General features: G+C 56.8%; 17 protein-coding genes. 12 read left to right on the top strand and 5 right to left on the bottom strand.

Going from position 1 to position 21,653, the window contains the following annotated elements:
- Positions 1–7: 7 nt before the first annotated feature.
- Together putA and Q354_RS0119055 are read right to left on the bottom strand one after the other, a co-directional pair.
- Positions 8–3,112, bottom strand: a complete 3,105-nt coding sequence (gene putA / locus Q354_RS0119060) for a bifunctional proline dehydrogenase/L-glutamate gamma-semialdehyde dehydrogenase PutA (protein WP_027859003.1) — start codon at positions 3,110–3,112, stop codon at positions 8–10.
- Positions 3,113–3,334: 222 nt separating this feature from the next.
- Positions 3,335–4,099, bottom strand: a complete 765-nt coding sequence (locus Q354_RS0119055; RefSeq protein ID WP_027859002.1) for a helix-turn-helix domain-containing protein — start codon at positions 4,097–4,099, stop codon at positions 3,335–3,337.
- A 208-nt stretch (positions 4,100–4,307) separates the two neighbouring features.
- Between Q354_RS0119055 and hemE the strand changes: the two genes are divergently transcribed.
- Together hemE and can are read left to right on the top strand one after the other, a co-directional pair.
- Positions 4,308–5,372, top strand: a complete 1,065-nt coding sequence (gene hemE, locus Q354_RS0119050) for a uroporphyrinogen decarboxylase (protein ID WP_027859001.1) — start codon at positions 4,308–4,310, stop codon at positions 5,370–5,372.
- 199 nt (positions 5,373–5,571) lie between these two features.
- Positions 5,572–6,228, top strand: coding sequence for a carbonate dehydratase (gene can, locus Q354_RS0119045; protein ID WP_027859000.1), 657 nt, complete (start codon positions 5,572–5,574; stop codon positions 6,226–6,228).
- 62 nt (positions 6,229–6,290) lie between these two features.
- Here can and Q354_RS0119040 read toward each other — a convergent pair whose 3' ends face one another.
- Entirely contained in the window at positions 6,291–7,568 is a 1,278-nt protein-coding gene (locus Q354_RS0119040; protein WP_027858999.1) for an O-acetylhomoserine aminocarboxypropyltransferase/cysteine synthase family protein, read from the bottom strand.
- A gap of 240 nt (positions 7,569–7,808) precedes the next feature.
- Here Q354_RS0119040 and radA point away from each other — a divergent pair, with 240 nt between their 5' ends.
- Positions 7,809–9,179 carry a DNA repair protein RadA gene (radA, locus tag Q354_RS0119030; protein WP_027858998.1) on the top strand — a complete coding sequence of 457 codons (1,371 nt, stop codon included), beginning with the start codon at positions 7,809–7,811 and terminating at the stop codon, positions 9,177–9,179.
- Positions 9,180–9,256: 77 nt separating this feature from the next.
- On the opposite strand, the gene Q354_RS0119025 is transcribed toward radA, so the two are convergent.
- Positions 9,257–9,637, bottom strand: coding sequence for a PilZ domain-containing protein (locus tag Q354_RS0119025; RefSeq protein WP_245601091.1), 381 nt, complete (start codon positions 9,635–9,637; stop codon positions 9,257–9,259).
- 274 nt (positions 9,638–9,911) lie between these two features.
- Between Q354_RS0119025 and Q354_RS0119020 the strand changes: the two genes are divergently transcribed.
- Positions 9,912–11,003, top strand: a complete 1,092-nt coding sequence (locus Q354_RS0119020) for a GGDEF domain-containing protein (protein ID WP_036230652.1) — start codon at positions 9,912–9,914, stop codon at positions 11,001–11,003.
- A gap of 278 nt (positions 11,004–11,281) precedes the next feature.
- Positions 11,282–11,596: a hypothetical protein gene (locus Q354_RS0119015; RefSeq protein WP_027858995.1), complete on the top strand. Its 315-nt coding sequence runs from the start codon at positions 11,282–11,284 to the stop codon at positions 11,594–11,596.
- Between the two features lie 90 nt (positions 11,597–11,686).
- Here Q354_RS0119015 and ettA read toward each other — a convergent pair whose 3' ends face one another.
- The gene (gene ettA, locus Q354_RS0119010) at positions 11,687–13,351 is read right to left on the bottom strand and encodes an energy-dependent translational throttle protein EttA (protein ID WP_027858994.1); all 1,665 of its coding nucleotides are present in this window, start codon (positions 13,349–13,351) and stop codon (positions 11,687–11,689) included.
- Positions 13,352–13,529: 178 nt separating this feature from the next.
- On the opposite strand from ettA, the gene Q354_RS0119005 reads away from it, so the two are divergent.
- The 7 genes from Q354_RS0119005 to ribBA all read left to right on the top strand — a co-directional run bounded on the left by Q354_RS0119005 (position 13,530) and on the right by ribBA (position 21,646).
- A complete protein-coding gene (locus Q354_RS0119005) occupies positions 13,530–14,390 on the top strand; it encodes an ethylbenzene dehydrogenase-related protein (RefSeq protein ID WP_027858993.1) in 861 nt (286 codons plus the stop codon).
- The gene (locus tag Q354_RS27605; RefSeq protein WP_051560346.1) at positions 14,387–16,591 is read left to right on the top strand and encodes a putative bifunctional diguanylate cyclase/phosphodiesterase; all 2,205 of its coding nucleotides are present in this window, start codon (positions 14,387–14,389) and stop codon (positions 16,589–16,591) included. The genes Q354_RS0119005 and Q354_RS27605 overlap by 4 nt, the downstream gene beginning before the upstream one ends.
- A 184-nt stretch (positions 16,592–16,775) precedes the next feature.
- On the top strand, positions 16,776–18,029 hold the full coding sequence (gene glyA / locus Q354_RS0118995; protein ID WP_027858992.1) for a serine hydroxymethyltransferase: 1,254 nt from the start codon (positions 16,776–16,778) through the stop codon (positions 18,027–18,029).
- A gap of 135 nt (positions 18,030–18,164) precedes the next feature.
- Positions 18,165–18,653 carry a transcriptional regulator NrdR gene (gene nrdR, locus Q354_RS26480; protein ID WP_051560344.1) on the top strand — a complete coding sequence of 163 codons (489 nt, stop codon included), beginning with the start codon at positions 18,165–18,167 and terminating at the stop codon, positions 18,651–18,653.
- Complete coding sequence (gene ribD / locus Q354_RS0118985; protein ID WP_036230648.1) at positions 18,650–19,783, top strand: bifunctional diaminohydroxyphosphoribosylaminopyrimidine deaminase/5-amino-6-(5-phosphoribosylamino)uracil reductase RibD; 1,134 nt, start codon at positions 18,650–18,652, stop codon at positions 19,781–19,783. The genes nrdR and ribD overlap by 4 nt, the downstream gene beginning before the upstream one ends.
- 19 nt (positions 19,784–19,802) lie before the next feature.
- Positions 19,803–20,468, top strand: coding sequence for a riboflavin synthase (locus Q354_RS0118980; protein WP_027858990.1), 666 nt, complete (start codon positions 19,803–19,805; stop codon positions 20,466–20,468).
- Positions 20,469–20,530: 62 nt separating this feature from the next.
- Complete coding sequence (gene ribBA, locus Q354_RS0118975) at positions 20,531–21,646, top strand: bifunctional 3,4-dihydroxy-2-butanone-4-phosphate synthase/GTP cyclohydrolase II (RefSeq protein ID WP_027858989.1); 1,116 nt, start codon at positions 20,531–20,533, stop codon at positions 21,644–21,646.
- Positions 21,647–21,653: the final 7 nt, after the last annotated feature.

Here is a 21,653-nt window from a genome sequence, read left to right as displayed (position 1 = left end):
ATTTTCCTCAGACTGTCACTTCACGGGTGAAACGTGGCAGGTAGCGCGGGCCACCTGCTTTAGGGCCGGTACCGGAAAGGCCCTGACCACCGAATGGCTGTACGCCAACCACCGCACCGATCTGGTCGCGGTTGATGTAGACATTGCCGGCGCGCAGGCGGCGGGCGATATGGTTGCAGGTGCGTTCGTTACGGCTGTGGACACCCAGGGTAAGACCAAAACCGGTGGCATTGATGCTGTCGATCACCTTATCCAGATCTTTCGCCTTATAGCGCACCACGTGCAGGATCGGGCCAAACTGCTCATTTTCCAGCTGGTCGATACCGCTGATCTCAAACGCGGTTGGTGCTACGAAGGTGCCTTTTTCCGCATCCATCGGCAGAGCGCTCTGGGCGATCAGCTTGGCTTCCTTCTTCATCCGTTCGATATGCTGCAACAGTTTCTGCTGTGCGGTGCGATCGATTACCGGGCCGATATCGGTGCTGTGGGCTACCGGGTAGCCGACAACCTGCTCGGCCATTGCACCTTTGATCATCGGAATCACACGATCGGCAATCACATCCTGCACAAACAGCACACGCAGGGCGGAGCAGCGCTGGCCCGCAGAGGCAAAGGCACTGTGCACCACATCACGCACCACCTGCTCTGGCAGGGAAGTAGAGTCGATCAGCATCGCGTTCTGACCGCCGGTCTCGGCGATAAACGGCACCGGATCGCAATCACGCTGAGCCAGCGAGCGATTGATCAGCTGAGCGGTCTCTGTAGAGCCGGTGAAAGCTACACCGGCGATACGGCTGTCGGAGGTCAGTGGCGCACCAACGGTGGCACCGTCACCCGGCAGCAGGGCGATCGCGTCGGCCGGAACACCGGCTTCCAGCAGCAGCTGCACGGCACGTACCGCTACAATACTGGTCTGCTCGGCAGGTTTGGCGATCACAGTGTTACCTGCAACCAGCGCGGCAACCACCTGTCCGAGGAAGATCGCCAGCGGGAAGTTCCACGGGCTGATGCAGACAAAGACACCGCGACCCTGCAGCAGGGTATTGCGCTGGCTGCCATCGAAGGCGGTAAACTGCAGTGGCTTACCGATGCCGGCACGGGCTTCATTGGCGTAGTAGCGACAGAAGTCCACGGCTTCGCGTACTTCATCAATGCAATCCTGAATGGTTTTACCCGCTTCACGGTGGCAGATGGCGATCAGTTCGGATTCATTGGCTTCCATCAGGTCAGCCATTTTCTCCAGACAGATAGCACGCTGTTCCACCGGGGTATCGTTCCAGGCGGCGAAGCCGTTCTGTGCCAGCTCCAGCGCTTCATTGACCTCTGAGCTGCCTGCCCAATGCAACTGACCCACCACATGGCTGTTGTCGTAAGGCGCGTTGACGCCATGGCAATCGCCGGTTTCGCGCAGCTGACCATTGATTACCGGGCCACCGAGCCAGGCCTGGGACATAAACTTATCCACACCGGCTTTGTAGGACAGCCACTCGTGCTCAATCTCGATGTTGGCACTGCGGGAGTTCAGGCGGTCTTCAAACAGGTGACGTGGCAGCGGGATACGGTTGTTGTGCAGGGTTTTGCGACCTTTCAGCGTCACTACCGGATGCTCAACCAGGTTTTCCACAGGGCAGCGGGCATCGACCAGGCGGTGAACAAAGGAGCTGTTGGCACCGTTTTCCAGCAGACGGCGTACCAGGTAGGGCAGCAGGTCCTTATGGTTACCCACAGGCGCATAGATACGCACATTGACATCGAAGCTGCTCAGTACCGTGTCGTAGAGCGCATCGCCCATGCCGTGCAGGCGCTGGAATTCGAAATCGCCGTGCTGTGCCATGGTGTAGATTGCGGCTACGGTATGGGCATTGTGGCTGGCGAACTGTGGATAGATCTTGCCACGGACCTGATCGCTCAGCAGGAAGCGGGCGCAGGCCAGATAGGAAGTATCAGTAGCCTCTTTACGGGTATACACCGGGTAGCCACTCAGGCCGCGCTGCTGGCACAGCTTGATTTCGGAGTCCCAGTAAGCGCCTTTCACCAGACGTACCGGAATGCGGTCACCCTGCTCACCCGCCAGCGCAGCCAGCCAGGCCAGTACCGGCAGGGCACGCTTGGAGTACGCCTGGATTACCAGACCAAAGTTGCCCCAGCCTTTATTGGCTGGATCACGGTAGAGTTTTTCAAACAGTTTCAGTGACAGTTCGAGACGATCCGCTTCCTCGGCGTCGATGGTGATGCCGACATCCAGACTGCGGGCCTTTTTGATCAGCTGCAGTACGCGGCCGAACAGTTCATCCATCACCCGGGCTTCCTGACCTACCTCATAACGCGGATGCAGGGCGGAGAGCTTAATTGAGATCGTCGGGCGTGGGCTTGGGCCCTGATAAGTATCTTCGCCAACCGATGCAACGGCGGCCATATAATCATTAAAGTACTTATCGGCATCGGCAGAGGTCAGCGCCGCTTCGCCCAGCATATCGAAGGAGTAGGTGTAACCACGGTCACGGGAGGCCTTACCGCGTTTCAGGGCTTCGGCGATGGTGCGGCCACGGACAAACTGGTGCCCCATGATCTTCATCGCCTGATGCATCGCCTGACGGATGACCGGTTCGGAGAATTTGTTGACCAGGCGGTTGATTGCGCCAGAAGGGCTGCCGTCTTCCTTCTCGTCCATAGACACGACTTTACCGGTCAGCAGCAGGCCCCAGGTAGATGCGTTCACGAACAGGGAATCAGAGTTTTTCAGGTGTTTTTTCCAGTCGGCCACACCCAGCTTATCGCGGATCAGCGCGTCAGCCGTTTCGGCATCCGGCACACGCAGCAGGGCTTCTGCCAGACACATCAGCAGGATGCCTTCTTTGGTATCCAGGCTGTATTCCAGCAGCAGGGCGTCGATCATATGGATCGCACCGTCATTGGCACGAACCTGTTCAATCAGAGATGTAGCGCGCTCTGTTGTTTTATCCAGTTCATCAATCGCAGGCTCTGCCAGGGGCAGCAGCTGCTTCAGCCAGTCACTTTCATCCACGCTGTACAGCGGAGAGATCAGCGGCCAGATGTCTGCACATGGCTTGTTGATAAACTCGGGCTGTAGCGCATCAATCGCCTTAAACATAATGCATATTCCTGAAAATCCCGTGTGAAAACGGGCCTGAACTATTTAGCTGTCCACTTTAGTTACAGCGGTCATCTTGCGTCTTACGGAATGCTCTGGTTTTTTTGCAGATAAATCCGGTCGAGAACAAAGTCATCGCGGTTGCGGCCAACGGGTCGGTCTAGGAGGGGGGAGCGCAGTCAGGTGTGTCCCGCCCGGCTGCCATAAAGGATAGTTCAGGATTCAGATAAAGCGTTGACTGCGGCGATAGCGTGCAGGGGTGATATCAAAGCGCTGTTTAAAGGCATGGGTCAGAGCGCTCTGGCTGGAGAAACCACAGAGGTCGGTAATCTGCACCAGACTCTTGCCCTGCTCCAGCATCTCTTTTGCGGTCTGCAGACGTTGTTCGACCAGATACTGGTGCGGTGTCATGCCGTTCTGGCGCTTGAACAACTCATGGAACTGGCTGCTGCTGAGGCAGGCCAGACCGGCCATATGAGCGACCGAGATCTTATGTCCCAGGTTGAGGCGGATATATTCATTGATCGCGGCCATATCGATACTGCCCGGCAGCCGGCGCCGTTGCGGCAGGTGCAGGTGATGCTGCAGGGCGCAGAGCAGGGTGTTACCGCAGGCGCGCGCCAGCAGCAAATCCTCAGGATGGCTCTGCAGCTCCAGACTGAGGGCATTGGCCAGCACTTGCAGGCGGCTGTCCATGGAAAAGTAGGTGGCGTGGTCAAAGATCCGTTCTACCAGTTCCCGTTCATCACCGGTGTAGCTGTGCTGAACGGGCAGATTCACCACCATGATACGGTTATCGCCCACCCCGGCGAAGGCGTGGTTGGTGGTAGAGGGTACGACGCAGCCGCTGCCCGCCCGGACCTGCTGACCCAGACCCTCGATATCGAAAGAGGTATTACCTTCAATCGCCAGTACCAGCTGGTGGTAGTCGTGGTCGTGGGTATCGGCGTCATCGGGCAGGCTGAGGATATCTGCGGTTTTTACCATGCGAATAGATCTGACAAATGAGAATTGTTCTTGTTAGATGCTTGCTATCATACAGGTTAATTAATGATCAGCTACTTCTATTTTATCAAAAATCTCCCAACAGATTGACCTGAATACAGGTCGGTTGGTCGGGGCGAGGGGCATTTCGCCGCATAAATCGCTAGAATAGGCGGCAGTTTTCTATTTGACTTCTGGATGGCTGCAAACAATGGCTGAACTGAAAAACGATCGATTCCTCCGCGCCCTGCTCCGTGAACCCGTAGACTGCACGCCCGTATGGATGATGCGTCAGGCCGGACGCTACCTGCCGGAATACCGCGAGACCCGCGCTCAGGCCGGTGATTTCCTGAGCCTGTGTAAAAACAAAGAGCTGGCCTGTGAAGTAACCATCCAGCCACTGGAGCGTTATGATCTGGATGCGGCGATCCTGTTTTCCGATATCCTGACGATTCCTGATGCGATGGGTCTGGGGCTCTACTTTGAAGTGGGTGAAGGCCCGCGCTTCAAAAAGATCATCCGTACCGAACAGGACGTGGCTGATCTGCCGGTACCCAAGGCGGCATCCGACCTGGATTATGTGATGAATGCCGTCACCGAGATCCGCCGCGAACTGAACGGTCGTGTACCTCTGATCGGTTTCTCCGGCAGCCCCTGGACACTGGCGACCTATATGGTTGAGGGCGGTTCCAGCAAGGACTTCCGCCATATCAAGAAGATGATGTACGCCACCCCGGAGATCCTGCATGAGCTGCTTAACAAGCTGGCGCAGTCGGTCACCGACTACCTGAATGAGCAGATCCGCTGTGGTGCCCAGGCGGTACAGATCTTTGATACCTGGGGCGGTGCCCTGAGCGGTCCTTGTTACCGCGAGTTCTCGCTGAAATATATGCAGCAGATCGTCTCCGGCCTGATCCGCGAACAGGATGGCCGTAAAGTGCCAGTGATCATGTTTACCAAGAACGGTGGTCAGTGGCTGGAAGAGATTGCCGAGGCCGGTGCCGATGCGCTGGGGCTGGACTGGACCACTGATATCGGTAACGCCCGTGCCCGCGTGGGTGACAAGGTTGCATTGCAGGGCAATATGGACCCTAGCGTCCTCTACGCTCCTGAAGCCCGTATCCGCGAAGAAGTGGCGACTATCCTCGAAGGCTACGGTGCCGGCAGTGGACATGTCTTCAACCTGGGACATGGTATCCACCAGTTTGTCGATCCGGCTCAGCCGAAGATCTTCGTCGATGCCGTGCATGAGTTGAGTGCCCAGTACCACAAGTAATTGCCCGGCCCGAGTCCCGGACGGTTTCCCGCCCGGGCGCTTTGGGCTATCGCAGACAGGAAAATCCACCCGGCAGGGTGGATTTTTTGTATCTGAAAGACAAAGCCTTGCAAGCGGCCGGATCTGCAGGCAGCATGAGTGCCAAAGTCTAATCAGGTTTGATCAGATCTGATCTCCAGCGAAATTCCCAGTATTTGTAATGAAAAAACTACAAGAGTTATTTGAAGGCAATCGCCAGTGGGCGGCGCGCATGCACGCCGACGCACCGGATTTTTTTGCGGCCCTGGCGCAGCAGCAAACCCCGGAGTACCTGTGGATCGGTTGTTCTGACAGCCGGGTGCCGGCCAACGAGATATTAAATATGCTGCCGGGCGATGTCTTCGTACATCGTAACGTGGCCAACCAGGTGATCCACGCTGATATGAACTGCCTCTCGGTGATGCAGTATGCGGTGGAGGTGCTGAAGGTGAAGCACGTCATGGTGGTGGGCCATTATGGCTGTGGCGGTGTGAAAGCCGCGCTGGAGGATAACCATCTGGGGCTTATCGATAACTGGCTGCGCTCTATCCGCACAATCGCTCTGAAGTACCGCGATATTCTGGGCAATTGCACTGAGGAGGAGCGTCTGTTCGACCGCCTCTGCGAGCTGAATGCAATCGAACAGGCCTACAATGTTGCTACCTCGACCATGGTACAGAAAGCCTGGGCCAATGGTCAGGAACTGTCGGTTCATGCGCTGGTCTATGGCCTGAATGACGGTCTGCTGCAGGACCTGCACTTCGGTGTCAGCTGTAATGAGGAGCTTGATCTTCAGATGACGGAAGCGATCGAAGCCGTGGCTAACCTGGCCGGTTGAACGCCAGCATGAAAACAAAAAACGGACTCAATAGAGTCCGTTTTTTGTTTTAGAGTCCGGGATTAACTCACCGATACCTGCAGGGCCTGGTCCAGATCGGCGATCAGGTCATCGATATGCTCGATGCCCACCGACAGGCGCACCATCTCCGGTGATACACCGGCCGACTTCAGTTCTTCGTCGTTCAGCTGGCGGTGTGTGGTTTCTGCCGGAATCGAGGCGAGCGACTTGCAGTCACCGATATTCACCAGGCGCAGGAAGATCTGCAGGGCATCGTAAAACTTACGCGTCCCTTCACGGCCGGATTTCAGGCCAAAGCTGAGGATGCCGGAGGCTTTGCCGCCCATATATTCCTGCGCCAGGACGTTGTCCTTGTGGCTGGCGAGACCGGCATAGTTTACCCAGGTTACCTGATCATGGTTTTCCAGGTATTCGGCGATCTTCTGCGCATTTTCACAGATCCGCTCCATCCGCAGAGACAGGGTTTCGATCCCCTGTAGCAGCAGGAAGGCGTTCATCGGAGACAGGGCCGCACCCATATTACGCAGCGGTACCACGCGACAACGGCCGATAAAGGCCGCCGGGCCGAATGCTTCGGTGTAGACCACGCCGTGGTAGGAGACATCCGGGGTGTTCAGCAGCGGGAAGCGCTCTTTATTCTCTGCCCAAGGGAAGTTACCGGAGTCGACGATAACGCCGCCGATGGAGTTACCGTGACCGCCGATATACTTGGTGGCAGCGTGGATGACGATATCGGCGCCATGCTCGATAGGGCGCCACAGAGACGGGCTGGGTACAGTGTTGTCCACAATCAGCGGTACGCCGTGGCGGTGGGCGATCTCGGCCAGCTGCTTAACGTTAGCGATACTGCCGGACGGGTTGCCGACGGTTTCGCAGTACAGGGCCTTGGTCTTGTCATCGATCTTGCTTTCCAGTGCTGCGTAATCGTCCATCTTCGCCATACGTACTTCAATGCCCTGACGGGGCAGGGTGTGGGCGAACAGGTTATAGGTACCGCCGTAGAGTTCGCTGGTGGAGACAATATTATCGCCCACTTCCACCAGAGTCTGGATCGCATAGGTAATCGCCGCCATACCGGATGCCACTGCCAGCGCGGCCACGCCGCCTTCCATCTCGGCCACGCGTTTTTCCAGCACATCCGTGGTGGGATTCATAATGCGGGTGTAGATGTTGCCCGGCTCTTTCAGGTCAAACAGGTTGGCACCGTGTTCGGCACTGTCAAAGGTATAAGATGTGGTCTGATAGACCGGCACTGCTGCCGAGCGTGTGGTTGGGTCCGTTTCGTATCCGCCGTGTACCGCGATGGTTTCCAGTTTCATCTGTGCGTCCTTTATCTCTTTCGGGGGCCTCATCAGGCCGGGCAGTTGATGCTGGTTGCCCGCGGCGACCGGTCTGCTATCCGGTCGGTTCTGCCTGCTGATTACTCTTTTCTTATTTGGATCAATATTGTTCAGGGATAACCCGAATCGATTGTAAGCGCAGAGTTGTTCCGGTTGAAAGAGGAGTTTCGGTAGAATATCGCGCAATTGAATTTCTCTGATGACTGAACGGGGTCTGCCATGGCGAAGGCAAAATCAGCATATGTCTGCAACGAGTGTGGGGCGGACTACAGCAAGTGGATGGGGCAGTGTACGGCCTGTAATGCCTGGAACAGCCTGAGTGAGGTGCGCCTGTCGGCGGCTAAGGGCAGTGCCCGCGGGGCGCGATATGAAGGCTATGCTGGTGGCGCGGTGCAGAACCGGGTACAGAGTCTGGCGGATGTGAATGTGGCGGAGACGCCGCGTTTCAGCTCCGGAACCCAGGAGCTGGACCGGGTGCTGGGCGGCGGGTTGGTACCGGGTTCGGCAATCCTGATCGGCGGCGAGCCGGGGGCCGGCAAAAGTACGCTGCTACTACAGACCATGTGTCACCTGGCATCAGTGATGCCTGCGCTTTACATCACCGGAGAGGAGTCGCTGCAGCAGGTTGCGCTGAGGGCGCGCCGGCTGGGTCTGCCGGTGGATAAGCTGCAGATGTTGTCGGAAACCTCCGTCGAACAGATCTGTACCATCGCCGAACAGCATACGCCGAAGGTGATGGTGATCGACTCCATCCAGGTGATGCATATGGCGGATGTGCAATCCGCTCCGGGATCGGTATCTCAGGTGCGGGAATCCGCCGCTTACCTGACCTGCTTTGCCAAGCAGACCAATACGGTGCTGTTTCTGGTGGGACATGTCACTAAGGACGGCACCCTTGCAGGGCCTAAGGTGCTGGAGCATATGATCGACTGCTCGCTGCAGCTGGAAGGATCGGGCGATTCCCGCTTCCGGACGCTGCGCTCCCATAAGAACCGCTTCGGTGCGGTCAACGAGCTGGGGGTGTTCGCGATGATGGAGAACGGCCTCAAAGAAGTAAAAAACCCCAGCGCGATCTTCCTCAGCCGTACCGAAGAGTCCAGTCCTGGCAGTGTGGTGATGGTGGTATGGGAGGGGACTCGGCCGATCCTGGTTGAGATCCAGGCGCTGGTGGACCAGTCCCATATGAACAACCCGCGCCGGGTCGCGGTGGGACTGGAGCAAAACCGCCTGGCGATGTTGCTGGCCGTACTGCATCGTCACGGAGGCCTGATGACCGGCGATCAGGATGTCTTCGTCAATGTGGTTGGCGGCGTCAAGGTGCTTGAAACCGGTGCTGACCTGGCGTTGCTGCTGGCCGTGGTATCCAGTTTCCGTGATATGCCGCTGGCACAGGATCTGATGGTGTTTGGGGAAGTGGGTTTGTCCGGGGAGATCCGCCCGGTTCCGAACGGTCAGGAACGGATCCGTGAAGCGGCCAAGCATGGCTTTCGCCGCGCGATTGTGCCCAAGGGCAATGTGCCGAAAGAGGCAATACCCGGAATGGAGGTGGTAGCCGTAAGCCGCCTCTCAGATGCACTGGATGCGGTCTGAGCGGTGACAAAGGCCGGCGCTTAAGACGCTGAAGCGGGTTCAGACCGAACGAGCCCGCTCCCCTGAGATACTATGGGCTAAACTGCATCCGGCATCAGGTGCTCGATTTCGCGCTCAAACAGCTTCTCGTCACCGAGATTCAGCTCCACCAGGCGTCGCAGGTGGGTCATGCTGTCGATATCGGTTTCATGCAGGGAGAATCCGTAGTGATTCTGATGATGGTGAGCCAGGGTTGCTTTGAGGTTCATCACCTCCTCGTCACCGGCCAGGTGGATAATGATATCGACATGGTCGCCTGGCAGCAGATCCAGCGCTTTATCTGAGCAGATCAGCACGCCCTTGAACGAGATATCTTCCAGCTGAACACTGGAGGTCCAGCCCCGGGTACGCAACTCGGTGGCTGCATCAAAGTCGATCCGGGTAAAGCGTCGCCGCTCTGATTTGTCCGTTGATTTCACTGAGCGCTCCATTCACTGGTGGTTAGTCCTTAACCGATCTTAGTACAGAGTTGCGGGGTTTGGAAATCCTCTGCGCACTATGGCGTTATGGCGGGGGATTTCGTGTGCTGCGTAACCTGTTGCGAGTCCGGCGCGGGACCGGCACCTGAGTGATGGCCCGCTTATGTTAGAAACAGCTCAAATACTAAACACCTGAACCAGATCAAGGTTTTATGATCTTGACTCAAACAAACTGTCCTGTCCTCGGGCGAATGGTACAGGCAGAGTATCTGATATGTTGGAAATCATACTGGATGTGGTGGATGGACGGCGGCATAGCCGATACTTTAATCAAACGCGTAGTCACTTCCTCTACCGGCGGGTCGGCACGCTGGCGCTGTTGCTGGGGATACTGCAGCCCGCCTGGATACTGATCGACTGGATGCTGTTGCCGCAAGGCCTGCTGCCGGCTATCGCCGGGGCGCGGTTGCTGAGCGGGGCTTTCTGCCTGCTGATCGGTTTCCTTACTCTGAAACCTTATCTGCTGACGCTCAGCCGGGTCCGGGTGTTGCTGTTTATGCTCGGCCTGAGCGTATTCCAGACCTACAGCAGTACGGTGCTACATCAGGGCGGCTATAGCGATCTGGTGGCCGGGTACCATTTCTTCCCCTATATGATCATCTGCATGATGGCGATCTTTCCACTAACCATTGTGGAAGCCCTGGGTTACGCCGCCGTGGTGTCGCTGTTTGAGCTTGCTGGCCAGGTTTATTTCGGGGTCTTTGGCAGTATCGAGGCGCTTAACGCCCTGTGGTTGCTGCTGGTGCTGGGGGCGATCGCCGGCTGGGCCTCCTGCAATCAGCTTAGTATGCTGATGGGACTGTACCGCCAGGCATCGCGAGACCCGCTGACCGGCCTGTCCAATCGTCGCCAGTCGATGACCCAGCTTGATGCCGATATTGTGGAGAGCCATGAGTCCGGAGCGCCGCTGATGCTGATGCTGTTCGATCTGGACCACTTTAAACGCTACAACGATCGTTACGGTCATGCCGCCGGAGACCTGGTTTTGAAGGAGTTTGCCGCCATTCTGCGTCGTCATTGCCGGCCACAGCAGGACCTGGCAGGCCGTTACGGCGGTGAAGAGTTTATGCTGGTGTTACCTCATTCAGACCCGGACGTCGCGATGTCGGTCGCTGAAGCGATCCTGCAGTCCTGTCGCGATGCGCTGGTGAAAACCCCGGGTGGAGAGAGCGTCGGTTTTTCTACCAGTATCGGTCTAGCGCAGTTGGAAGCCGGTGATAACAGTGAGTCACTGTTGAAGCGGGCCGATGATGCACTCTATAAGGCGAAGGAGCAGGGCAGGGACCAGTTCCAGCTGGCGGCCTGAAGTGGCGGCCCTGTAGAGACAGTCCTGAAGTGAGTAGCAACGTACTGTTGCATTTATGGGTATTAAATAAGCAAATAATTCAGATTGGTTTCAGTTTTTAAGCATATCCTGCTGCGTATCAGATGAGCGGATCGGTTCAGGCGATCAGTTCATAACTCATTAGATGGCGCGGTTATCAGTACAGCTGAATATGGTTTAAGCAGTAGTCACCATTTTCAGATTGATTTCAGTTCTGATGGCTAGCCTGTTACGCAGACTCTTAATATTCGGGTATCGCTATGAAACAGCTGACTGCACTCTTTATTGCAATTTTTGCATCTGGTGTGGCGCTGAATGCAACCGCAGCATCCCGTGACTACGGTCACAATGACAGCGTTGATCACCGCCTCTATCAGGTAGAGCAACGGATTGATACCGACAAACGGGCAAGGGACGCAAAAGATACTCAGCCTGCTGCCAGCAGCAGAAGCCGGATCACCATTTTCATTATCGATAGCAACAGCCTCCCCAAGGGGGAGTATCAGAGACCGGTACAGATGCTCAACGTGGCATACCCGGTCCGCAGCAATGAACCCAGACGCGTCTGGTACTAACCGCTAAGCTTTTTACATCGGCTCAAGGGAATGAAAAAGCCGCACCTTTCGGGTGCGGCTTTGTTTTTTCTGCGCTTCAACAAAGCGGAATCAGAGGTCAGAGATTCGCTTGTACTTGATACGTTCAGGCTGATGCTCTTTACCGTAGCGACGCTTGTAGTCTTCCTGATACTCGGTGTAGTTGCCTTCGAAGAACTCGACATGAGAGTCGCCTTCGTAGGCCAGCATATGAGTACAGATACGGTCGAGGAACCAACGGTCATGGGAGATCACTACCGCACAACCCGGGAAGGCCAGGATGGCTTCTTCCAGTGCACGCAGGGTTTCGATATCCAGGTCGTTGGTCGGCTCATCCAGCAGCAATACGTTGCCACCCTCTTTCAGCAGCTTGGCCATATGCAGGCGGTTACGCTCACCACCGGACAGGTCTTTGGCAAATTTCTGCTGATCGCCACCCTTGAAGTTGAAGCGACCACAGTAGGCACGGGCCGGGGTCTGGTAGTTGCCTACGGTGATGATGTCCTGACCGTCGGAGATCTCTTCGAATACGGTTTTATCACCGTCGATCTCGCGGGACTGATTGACGTAAGCCAGCTGTACTGTTGAGCCCAGCTCGATCGCACCGGAATCCGGCTGCTCTTCACCGGCAATCATGCGGAACAGAGTCGATTTACCGGCGCCGTTACCACCGATAATGCCGACGATGGCACCCTGCGGGATAGAGAAGCTGAGGTCTTCAAACAGCACTTTATCGCCGTAGGCTTTGCTGATGTTGACCGCATCGATGACTTTGTCACCCAGACGAGGACCCGGTGGAATGTAGATCTCCTGGGTTTCGTTGCGGGTCTGGAACTCTTTGGAGTTCATCTCTTCAAACTGTTTCAGTCGCGCCTTGGACTTGGACTGACGGCCTTTGGAGCCCTGACGTACCCATTCCAGCTCGGAGGCGACAGACTTGCGGTGGGCCGCTTCCTGTTTGGCTTCCTGGGCCAGGCGGGCTTCCTTCTGTTCCAGCCAGGAGGAGTAGTTGCCTTCGTACGGGATACCGCGTCCGCGGTCCAGCTCCAGAATCCAGCCAGCCGCGTTGTCGAGGAAGTAACGGTCATGGGTGATCGCCACTACAGTGCCCGGGTATTCCTGCAGGAAGCGCTCGATCCAGGCCACGGACTCTGCATCCAGGTGGTTGGTCGGCTCATCCAGCAGCAGCATGTCCGGCTTGTCCAGCAACAGGCGGCACAGCGCCACACGGCGACGTTCACCGCCGGAGAGGTTTTTCACCTCGGCATCCCATGGTGGCAGACGCATGGCGTCGGCAGCACGCTCCAGTGCGGTCTCCAGGTTATGGCCGTCTTTGGCCTGGATCAGGTTCTCGAACTCGGCCTGTTTCTTCGCCAGCTCGTCGAAATCGGCGTCCGGCTCGGCATAGGCGGCGTAGACCGCTTCCAGTCCGTCCAGCGCTTCTTTGACATCAGCTACGGATTCTTCAACCACCTGACGCACGGTTTTGCTGTCATCCAGCTCCGGCTCCTGTGGCAGGTAACCGACCTTGATGCCGGCCATCGGCTGGGCTTCACCGATAATCTCGGTGTCCAGGCCCGCCATGATTTTCAGCAGGGTGGATTTACCGGAGCCGTTCAGGCCCAGTACGCCGATCTTGGCGCCAGGGAAAAACGAGAGGGAGATATCTTTCAGAATCTCGCGCTTTGGCGGCACGATCTTGCCAACGCGATTCATGGAATAAACGTACTGTGCCATTCGGTCAGGACCTATTTAGCGGGTTTCAAAGGAATGGGCGAATTTTAGCTGATAAGGCTACCTGATGGCTAACCCTGATCCGTTTTCCGGCATATCTGCTGGAAAGCTGTCTGGCCGTGCATTCCCGATATCCTGAACTAATCTGATCTCTACAGGGATATTCCAGGAGTGTTATCAGATGAGGGATCAACTTCGCGCCGCCGCGCTGATGTCAGCTTGCCTGATGAGTATGACCAGCTTCGCTTCCGGACTGATTGAGATCAGGCCACTGAGTATGCCACCGCAGCTGGATGGCGATCTGGGCGACTGGCAGCTACCGGTCTATCAGATCAGCCTGCGCCCAAACCGCCAGGCAGGAACGGATCTGCCCGCCACTTCTGAGATGGCTTTGCGCGCCGGTTACCTGGATGGCGAGGTATATTTCGCCTTTGTCTGGCCCGATCCCCATGAAGACCGCTTACATAAACCCTATGTCTGGGATACGGCTAGAGAGAAGTATCTGCGTGGTCACCAGAGAGAAGACCGGTTAGCCGTGCAGCTGGCCATTTCCGGCGACTACAATACCGACTGGTTTCAGTCCGATGGCTTCGTCGCCGATATGTGGCACTGGAAAGCATCGCGCAGCGATCCGCTGGGGCTGGCAGATGATAAAAATACCATTGTCAGTCATGACCGGTTGTTGCGTTCCGCACACCTGAAAGCGCCGGATGGCCGTTCTATCTATGTCCTGCGGCAATGGGACGAGGGTGACAGCCTCTACAAGACCAAGCGCTATCGCAGATATGACGGTGACCTGAAGCCGAAATATATTCTCAACCCGGGCCCCCTTAAAGGTTCCTCTACCGATGTCAATGCCGCCAGCCAATGGCAGGACGGTCACTGGTCTCTGGAGTTAAAGCGTAAGCTGGATACGGGGCATGCTGACGATGCCCGGTTCGTAATGGGGACTGATGTTCTCGGCGGGATTGCGGTCTTTAATCGCTCTGAGAGTCCCGAGCATCTGATTTCAGAGACTCTGAGGTTCCGGCTGATGCCATGAAGTTACCATTCACCCAATTGTTCAGAAGCCGGCGGCGCTACAGCCTGCAGATGCTGGCGGTATTAGGGCTGCTGCCGGTGCTTCTCGCGCTGGGTGGCGCCCTGCTTTTCAGTAAAGCATCGCTGGATGAAGTCGAGCGTTCCGTCGCAAACAACCTGCAACTGGCGGCGAAAGCCGATAATCGGCTGCAGCAGGTTCTGCTGCATCAGCTGCCGATGGAGCTTTATCTCAACGAACTGTCATCGCTGATTACCCGCTTTCGCAGTGAATTTGAGTTGCTGGTGCTGGATCCGGACCGCGATGACAGCGCGATTATCGCCCTGCATCGGGAGATGCAGCAGAACTATGACCGACTGCCCGGCAGTACCCCGCATTTGCCGGAGGCACTGAAGCTCCATCTGATGGAATCCAGCGGTATCGCGCTGGAGTTGCTGGAGGAGTTATTGGAGACCTCTGGCAGTAATGACCGGCAACGGTTATTCCGTAATAGTTTTATTCCGCTGGACGATGTCTTCGTCAGTATCGAAGAGATCAACAGTCAGCAGATTCAGATCAATCAGGATGCGCAGGCGGCGCTGCAGCAGGCAAGTCTGCGCTCGCAGAATGCCCTGTCTGAGTTGCGCCTGAAAATCCTGCGTACTGAACAGCTCTTACTGGGCGTGGTTGTCATGATTTTGCTGGTTAATCTGATCTGTTGGGGGGCGATGGGGCGTGTACTGCGCAGCCGCCTGGCCTTGCTGGCGGAGTTCTCTCAGCAAGTGGTCGCCGGGGATGCGCGTCGCCCGCCGTTTTCCAGCACCGACAGTACCGGCCGGCTGGCCGTTACGCTGGCTCAGATGGGCCAGCGAATACGGGCGCTGCTGAAGGAAGCCAGTCACCAGGCCGAGATGGCGGAACAGGCCCGTGCCGAGGCGGAAGCGCTGGCGTTTTACGATCCGCTGACCGGGCTGGAAAACCGGCGCTCGTTTAACCAGCGACTGGACAGAGCCATCGCACTGGTGCACCGGGGATCTGCGCGCTATGCCCTGATGTATCTCGATCTGGATAACTTTAAGCACATCAATGATTCCCTGGGACATGATGTGGGTGATCAGTTACTGATAGAGACCGCCCGTCGCCTGCAGCAATGTATCCGTCAAAGCGACAGCCTGGCAAGGCTGGGAGGCGATGAGTTCGGTATGATCGTGCAGAGTGCCAGCAGTGGCTGCAGTATGATGGCAGAGCGGATTCTGCAAAAATTGTCGGTACCGCTGCAGATAGCGGAACAGTCGCTGATTATCTCCTGCAGCATTGGCATCGCCTATGTGCGCATTGATGGTGATGATGCCACCACCCTGCAAAAGCATGCCGATCTGGCCCTCTACAAAGCCAAGGCGATGGGGCGGAACAACTACCAGTTTTTCTCTCCCGAGCTGCATGCCCTGGCCCTGCACCGGATGCGCCTGCTAAGTGAACTACGCCAGACCCTCAGTGAAGGCGGCTTTTGTCTCCACTATCAGCCTAAATATTGTCTGGAAAGCGGCGAAATCAGAGGCCTTGAGGCCCTGATCCGCTGGCCGCATCCAACCGAGGGGATGGTATCTCCGGCGCAGTTTATACCGCTGGCCGAGGAGACCGGCCTGATTTCAGAGCTGGGTAACTGGGTACTGCGTCAGGCCTGCCGGGATATCCGGCGGATGTCGGCTGGCAAGGTGGCGTTACCGGTGGCGGTCAACCTCTCCGGCCGCCAGTTCTACGACGGCAAGCTGGTGGATACGGTACAGCTGATACTGAGGGAATACGGAGTCGATCCCTGCTTGTTGGAGCTGGAAGTGACCGAAACGGTGCTGATCGACGATATTGATGCCAGTATCAATCTGCTGCAGGGACTACGTGACCTGGGTGTTTCAATCGCCATCGATGACTTTGGTATGGGATTCTCTTCCCTCAACTACCTCAAGCGACTGCCCATCGATGTGCTGAAGATCGATCGCAATTTTGTCATGCATGTGGCTGATGACAGTAAGGACCGGGCGATCGTTAACACCATCGTGGAGCTGGCGCACCGGCTCGATCTCAAGGTTGTCGCCGAAGGTATCGAAACGCTGGAGCAGCAGGCTTATCTCAGCCGCATCGGCTGTGATATCGGGCAGGGATACCTGCTGGCGCGGCCGGATGCGCTGGATTGCCTGAGCCTGAACTCCCCGGTGGAGATTCAGTGAATTATGGTATGAATCTCATGCGCTTAGCTTTGAGCGCCTTTCAAGTGTCGTTTAGCGACGGATTCGCTATAATGCGCGCTTTTCCACCACACCCTGCCTCAGGTTGAGCGGATTTTTCTGCATCGGCGCTGCACCGTCGTTTCAATCAGGCAGGATCATTGCACTCGTAGGGGACAACCTGGCAATGTTTACTAAAGATATGTCAATCGCTGACTTCGATCCGGAACTCTGGGCTGCTATGCAGGCAGAGGTTGTGCGTCAGGAAGAGCACATCGAGCTGATCGCCTCTGAAAACTACACCAGCCCGCGCGTTATCGAAGCGCAGGGTTCGCAGCTGACTAACAAATACGCCGAAGGCTATCCGGAGAAGCGTTACTACGGTGGCTGTGAGTACGTCGATGTGGCTGAACAGCTGGCGATCGACCGTGCCAAGGCGCTGTTTGGTGCCGATTACGCCAACGTACAGCCGCATTCCGGTTCCCAGGCTAATGCTGCTGTTTACATGGCGCTGTGCGAGCCAGGCGATACGGTTCTGGGCATGAGCCTGGACCACGGTGGTCACCTGACACACGGTTCCAAGGTTAACTTCTCCGGTAAGATCTACAACGCGGTTCAGTACGGTCTGAACGCAGATACCGGCGAAATTGATTACGCAGAAGTTGAGCGTCTGGCGCTGGAAAACAAGCCGAAGATGATCGTTGCCGGTTTCTCCGCTTATTCCCGGGTGGTTGACTGGGCGCGTTTCCGTGAGATCGCTGACAAAGTGGGCGCGTTCCTGTTTGTTGACATGGCACACGTTGCCGGTCTGGTCGCGGCGGGTGTTTACCCGAACCCGGTACCTTTCGCCGATGTTGTTACCACCACCACTCATAAGACCCTGCGCGGTCCGCGTGGTGGTCTGATCATCGCCAAAGGTAACGCCGATCTGGAGAAGAAGCTGAACTCTGCTGTCTTCCCGGGCGGTCAGGGTGGCCCGCTGATGCACGTTATCGCAGCTAAAGCAGTCTGCTTCAAAGAAGCGATGAGCGACGACTTCAAAGCTTACCAGCAGCAGGTGGTGGTGAATGCCCAGGCGATGGCTAACGTCTTTATCGAACGTGGCTTCGAAGTGGTTTCCGGCGGTACTGACGATCACCTGTTCCTGCTGAGCCTGATCAAGCAGGGCCTGACCGGTAAGGCGGCTGATTCTGCGCTGGGTGCGGCGAACATCACGGTGAACAAGAACTCTGTGCCTAATGATCCGCAGTCTCCGTTCGTGACCTCCGGTCTGCGTATCGGTTCTCCGGCGATCACCACCCGTGGCCTGAAAGAGGCAGAAGCGGTTGAGCTGACTCACTGGATCTGTGATGTACTGGACAATATCGACAGCGAAGAGGTTCGCGACCGTGTGAAAGCACAGGTAAAAGACCTCTGTGCACGTTTCCCGGTCTACAAGTAACCGGACGAAACATGTACAATGCGCGGGCGGTCATCTGACCGCCCTTTTTTATGTCTGGAGCTCAGCATTGGCAAAGCTCCGCTACGCTCTTTATACCGGGCTTCAGGGCCCACGCTCTTTGTACAGGAACTGACGATGTATTGTCCTTTTTGCGCTGCCCACGAAACCAAAGTGGTCGACTCAAGACTGGTGGCTGAAGGCCAGCAGGTGCGCCGCCGTCGGGAGTGCAGTCAGTGTCATGAGCGCTTTACCACCTATGAAGTAGCCGAACTGTTAATGCCTAAGCTGATCAAGGCTGACGGTTCCAGACAGCCTTTCGATGAAGACAAACTCCGCGCCGGTATCCACCGGGCGCTGGAAAAGCGTCCTGTCTCTGTAGAAGAATTTGAAGCCTCTATAAACCGTATCAAGCATCGCCTGCGGGCGACCGGTGAACGCGAACTGCCCTCCCGTCAGGTCGGCGAAGAGGTAATGGCCGAACTGCGTCGCCTCGATGAGATCGCCTATGTGCGTTTTGCGTCGGTGTATCGCAGTTTTCAGGACATCAATGAGTTCCGGGAAGAGATCGAGCGGCTCTCCTCCGGCGCCCTGCGGGCCGATGATGCTGAGGAGCCGTCCTCATGAGCGATCTGTTTTCCCTTGCGGACCGTGAATTTATGGCACGGGCGATCCGTCTGGCGCGACAGGGACTCTATACCACCGCACCGAACCCGCGGGTTGGCTGTGTTCTGGTCAAAGACGGCGAAGTCGTCGGTGAAGGCTTTCACCTGCGTGCCGGTGAGGGCCATGCCGAGGTCAATGCACTGGCGGTCGCGGGCGACAATGCCAGTGGCGCAACGGCCTATGTGACCTTAGAGCCCTGCAGTCACTATGGGCGCACGCCGCCCTGTGCCGAAGGGCTGGTGAAAGCCGGTATCAGCCGGATGGTCTGTGCCATGGTCGATCCCAACCCCAGGGTGTCCGGGCGGGGCCTGAATATCCTTAAAGAGGCGGGAATCGAAGTGGCCTCTGGCCTGCTGGAAACCGAAGCCAGGGCACTGAATCCCGGCTTTATCAAGCGGATGGAATCGGGCCTGCCTTTTGTTCGCAGCAAGTCGGCGCTGAGCCTGGATGGACGCACTGCGATGCAGAGTGGCGAGTCGCAGTGGATTACAGGCCCGGCGGCCCGCTCGGACGTACAGAAGCTAAGGGCACGGAGTTCAGCGATTGTCACGGGTGTGGATTCCATCCTGCATGATGATTCGTCGCTGACCCTGCGCGAGGCGGAGCTGGGGCTGGTGAATGCCGCTGAAGTGGTTAAGCGCCAGCCGCTGCGGATCGTTGTCGACAGTGGCTTGCGGATGCCCGCGACGGCACGCATTCTGTCCCAGCCGGGACGGACACTGATTGCGACCTGCAACAATGATCAGGCGCGGCAGGCCGAACTGAAGGCCGCTGGTGCTGAAATCCTGCTGTTACCGGTCCGGGAGCAACGGGTCGATCTGAAGGCGCTGCTGAAGTACCTGGCGGAGCAGGAAGAGTGTAACGAATTGCTGGTGGAAGCCGGCGCGACCCTGACCGGGGCTTTTGTCGCAGCGCAGTTGCTGGATGAAATCGTACTTTATATGGCGCCAACCCTGCTGGGGTCTGCCGCGCGTCCGCTGTTTGAGCTGCCGCTGGAGCAGATGCAGCAGCAGTATCGCCTGACCCTGCAGGATAGCCGGATGGTGGGGCAGGATATTCGCCTGACCCTGGTGCCCCGGGCTGCTGTCTGACTGATTTAGAGGAAGCTTGATGTTTACCGGAATTATTGAAGCGGTGGGGACGATTGCCGCGATTGAAGAACGTCAGGGTGATATGCAGCTCTATATCCGCACTGCTGAGCTGGATCTGGCCGACGTCAAGCTGGGTGACAGTATCGCAGTCAACGGTGTCTGCCTGACGGCGATCGACCTGCCCGGTGATGGTTTCTGGGCCGATGTGTCGCGTGAAACCCTGGCGCATACCCGCTTCCCGGCTCTGAAGCAGGGTGAGAAGGTTAATCTTGAAAAAGCGATGATGCCCAGCAGCCGGATGGGCGGGCATATTGTGACCGGTCACGTCGACGGGGTGGGTGAAGTACTCTCCCGTGCCGACGATGCCCGTTCGGTGCGCTTTGTAGTTCGTGCACCGGCGAACCTTAAGCGCTATATTGCGGGCAAAGGTTCAATAACGGTCGATGGCACCAGCCTCACCGTGAATGCCGTTAATGATGATTGTTTCGAGCTGAACATAGTGCCGCACACGGTGCAGGAAACTATCATTGGTGACTACAGTGCCGGTCGCCAGGTGCATCTGGAAGTGGATATTATTGCCCGCTATCTGGAGCGACTGGTCAGCTGCCGGGCACCGGAAGCTGAATCGGACGGCGCAGGACTGACACTGGCCAAACTGGCCGAACATGGCTTTATGCGACGTTAAAGCTAATCAAACGAACCGAGGATCTCCCGCTGTCTATAGCAGCCGGGTAAGAGAGTGAAGTGATGAAGCTGAACAGCACTCAGGAACTGATAGAAGATATCCGTCAGGGCAAGATGGTCATCCTGATGGATGATGAAGATCGCGAAAATGAAGGTGATCTGGTCATCGCTGCCGAGATGGTACGTGCCGAAGATATCAACTTTATGGCAACCCATGCCCGCGGCCTGATCTGTCTGACCCTGACCCGCGAACACTGTGAAAAGCTGAAGCTGCCACTGATGGTGCAGAGCAACGGAGCGCAGTTCTCCACTAACTTCACCCTGTCGATCGAAGCGGCGGAAGGTGTAACCACCGGTATCTCCGCGGCAGACCGTGCCCACACGGTACGGGTTGCGGTAAGGGATTCTGTACAGCCGGAAGACATTGTACAGCCTGGTCATATCTTCCCGCTGATGGCTCAGCCGGGTGGCGTACTGAGCCGTGCCGGTCATACCGAGGCCGGTTGTGACCTGTCTCGCCTGGCGGGCATGACGCCGGCAGCGGCAATTGTTGAAATCATGAATGATGACGGCACTATGGCGCGCCGTCCTGACCTTGAGAAGTTTGCCGAAAAGCATAACCTCAAGATCGGTACTATCGCCGACCTGATTCACTACCGTACCACCAATGAACATACCGTGGTGCGTGAGGAAGAGAGTGAACTGGAGACCGAATACGGGGTGTTTAAGTGCATCAGCTACCGTGACGAGATCCAGAACTGTACTCACCTGGCGCTGACTCAGGGCGATATCAAAGCGGATGAGCCAACGCTGACCCGCGTCCATATCCGCTCTGAAGTACTGCGGGATGTGGTCGGTGCCGTATCCGACGGTGAAGTGAAATGGACCATGCGCAAAGCGCTGGAACGCGTTGCCCGCGAAGGCAAAGGCGTTGTACTGCTGCTGGATAGCAGCAGCAAGATCGATCTGGGCGAGGCATTGGGAGGTCTGGTAACCGCCAAGCCACGCTCTAAGGTCAATGTGAGTGCATCCGGTGCTTACCTGACGGTTGGTACGGGCTCACAGATTCTGCGTGACCTGGGTGTGGGCAAGATGCGCCTGCTCAGTTCACCGATGAAATTTAACGCAATCTCCGGGTTTGACCTGGAGATTGAAGAATACATTCCCTGTGAAGACTAAGCTGGAC

The organism is Marinobacterium jannaschii DSM 6295 (genome assembly GCF_000620085.1).
In the GTDB taxonomy this organism is placed as follows: Bacteria; Pseudomonadota; Gammaproteobacteria; order Pseudomonadales; family Balneatricaceae; genus Pontibacterium; species Pontibacterium jannaschii.
The sequence above is the reverse complement of the archived record's forward strand: the minus strand, read 5'-3'. Positions and strand labels throughout refer to the sequence as shown.

Excerpts from the sequence above, each read along its gene's own strand:
- Q354_RS0118980 (WP_027858990.1), top strand. The coding sequence starts at position 19,803 with ATGTTTACCGGAATTATTGAAGCGGTGGGGACGATTGCCGCGATTGAA.
- Q354_RS0119020 (WP_036230652.1), top strand. The coding sequence starts at position 9,912 with ATGTTGGAAATCATACTGGATGTGGTGGATGGACGGCGGCATAGCCGA.
- Q354_RS0119015 (WP_027858995.1), top strand. The coding sequence starts at position 11,282 with ATGAAACAGCTGACTGCACTCTTTATTGCAATTTTTGCATCTGGTGTG.
- Q354_RS27605 (WP_051560346.1), top strand. The coding sequence starts at position 14,387 with ATGAAGTTACCATTCACCCAATTGTTCAGAAGCCGGCGGCGCTACAGC.
- Q354_RS0119005 (WP_027858993.1), top strand. The coding sequence starts at position 13,530 with ATGAGGGATCAACTTCGCGCCGCCGCGCTGATGTCAGCTTGCCTGATG.
- ribD (WP_036230648.1), top strand. The coding sequence starts at position 18,650 with ATGAGCGATCTGTTTTCCCTTGCGGACCGTGAATTTATGGCACGGGCG.
- Q354_RS0119055 (WP_027859002.1), bottom strand. The coding sequence starts at position 4,099 with ATGGTAAAAACCGCAGATATCCTCAGCCTGCCCGATGACGCCGATACC.
- Q354_RS0119040 (WP_027858999.1), bottom strand. The coding sequence starts at position 7,568 with ATGAAACTGGAAACCATCGCGGTACACGGCGGATACGAAACGGACCCA.
- putA (WP_027859003.1), bottom strand. The coding sequence starts at position 3,112 with ATGTTTAAGGCGATTGATGCGCTACAGCCCGAGTTTATCAACAAGCCA.
- radA (WP_027858998.1), top strand. The coding sequence starts at position 7,809 with ATGGCGAAGGCAAAATCAGCATATGTCTGCAACGAGTGTGGGGCGGAC.
- ribBA (WP_027858989.1), top strand. The coding sequence starts at position 20,531 with ATGAAGCTGAACAGCACTCAGGAACTGATAGAAGATATCCGTCAGGGC.
- hemE (WP_027859001.1), top strand. The coding sequence starts at position 4,308 with ATGGCTGAACTGAAAAACGATCGATTCCTCCGCGCCCTGCTCCGTGAA.
- ettA (WP_027858994.1), bottom strand. The coding sequence starts at position 13,351 with ATGGCACAGTACGTTTATTCCATGAATCGCGTTGGCAAGATCGTGCCG.
- can (WP_027859000.1), top strand. The coding sequence starts at position 5,572 with ATGAAAAAACTACAAGAGTTATTTGAAGGCAATCGCCAGTGGGCGGCG.
- glyA (WP_027858992.1), top strand. The coding sequence starts at position 16,776 with ATGTTTACTAAAGATATGTCAATCGCTGACTTCGATCCGGAACTCTGG.
- nrdR (WP_051560344.1), top strand. The coding sequence starts at position 18,165 with ATGTATTGTCCTTTTTGCGCTGCCCACGAAACCAAAGTGGTCGACTCA.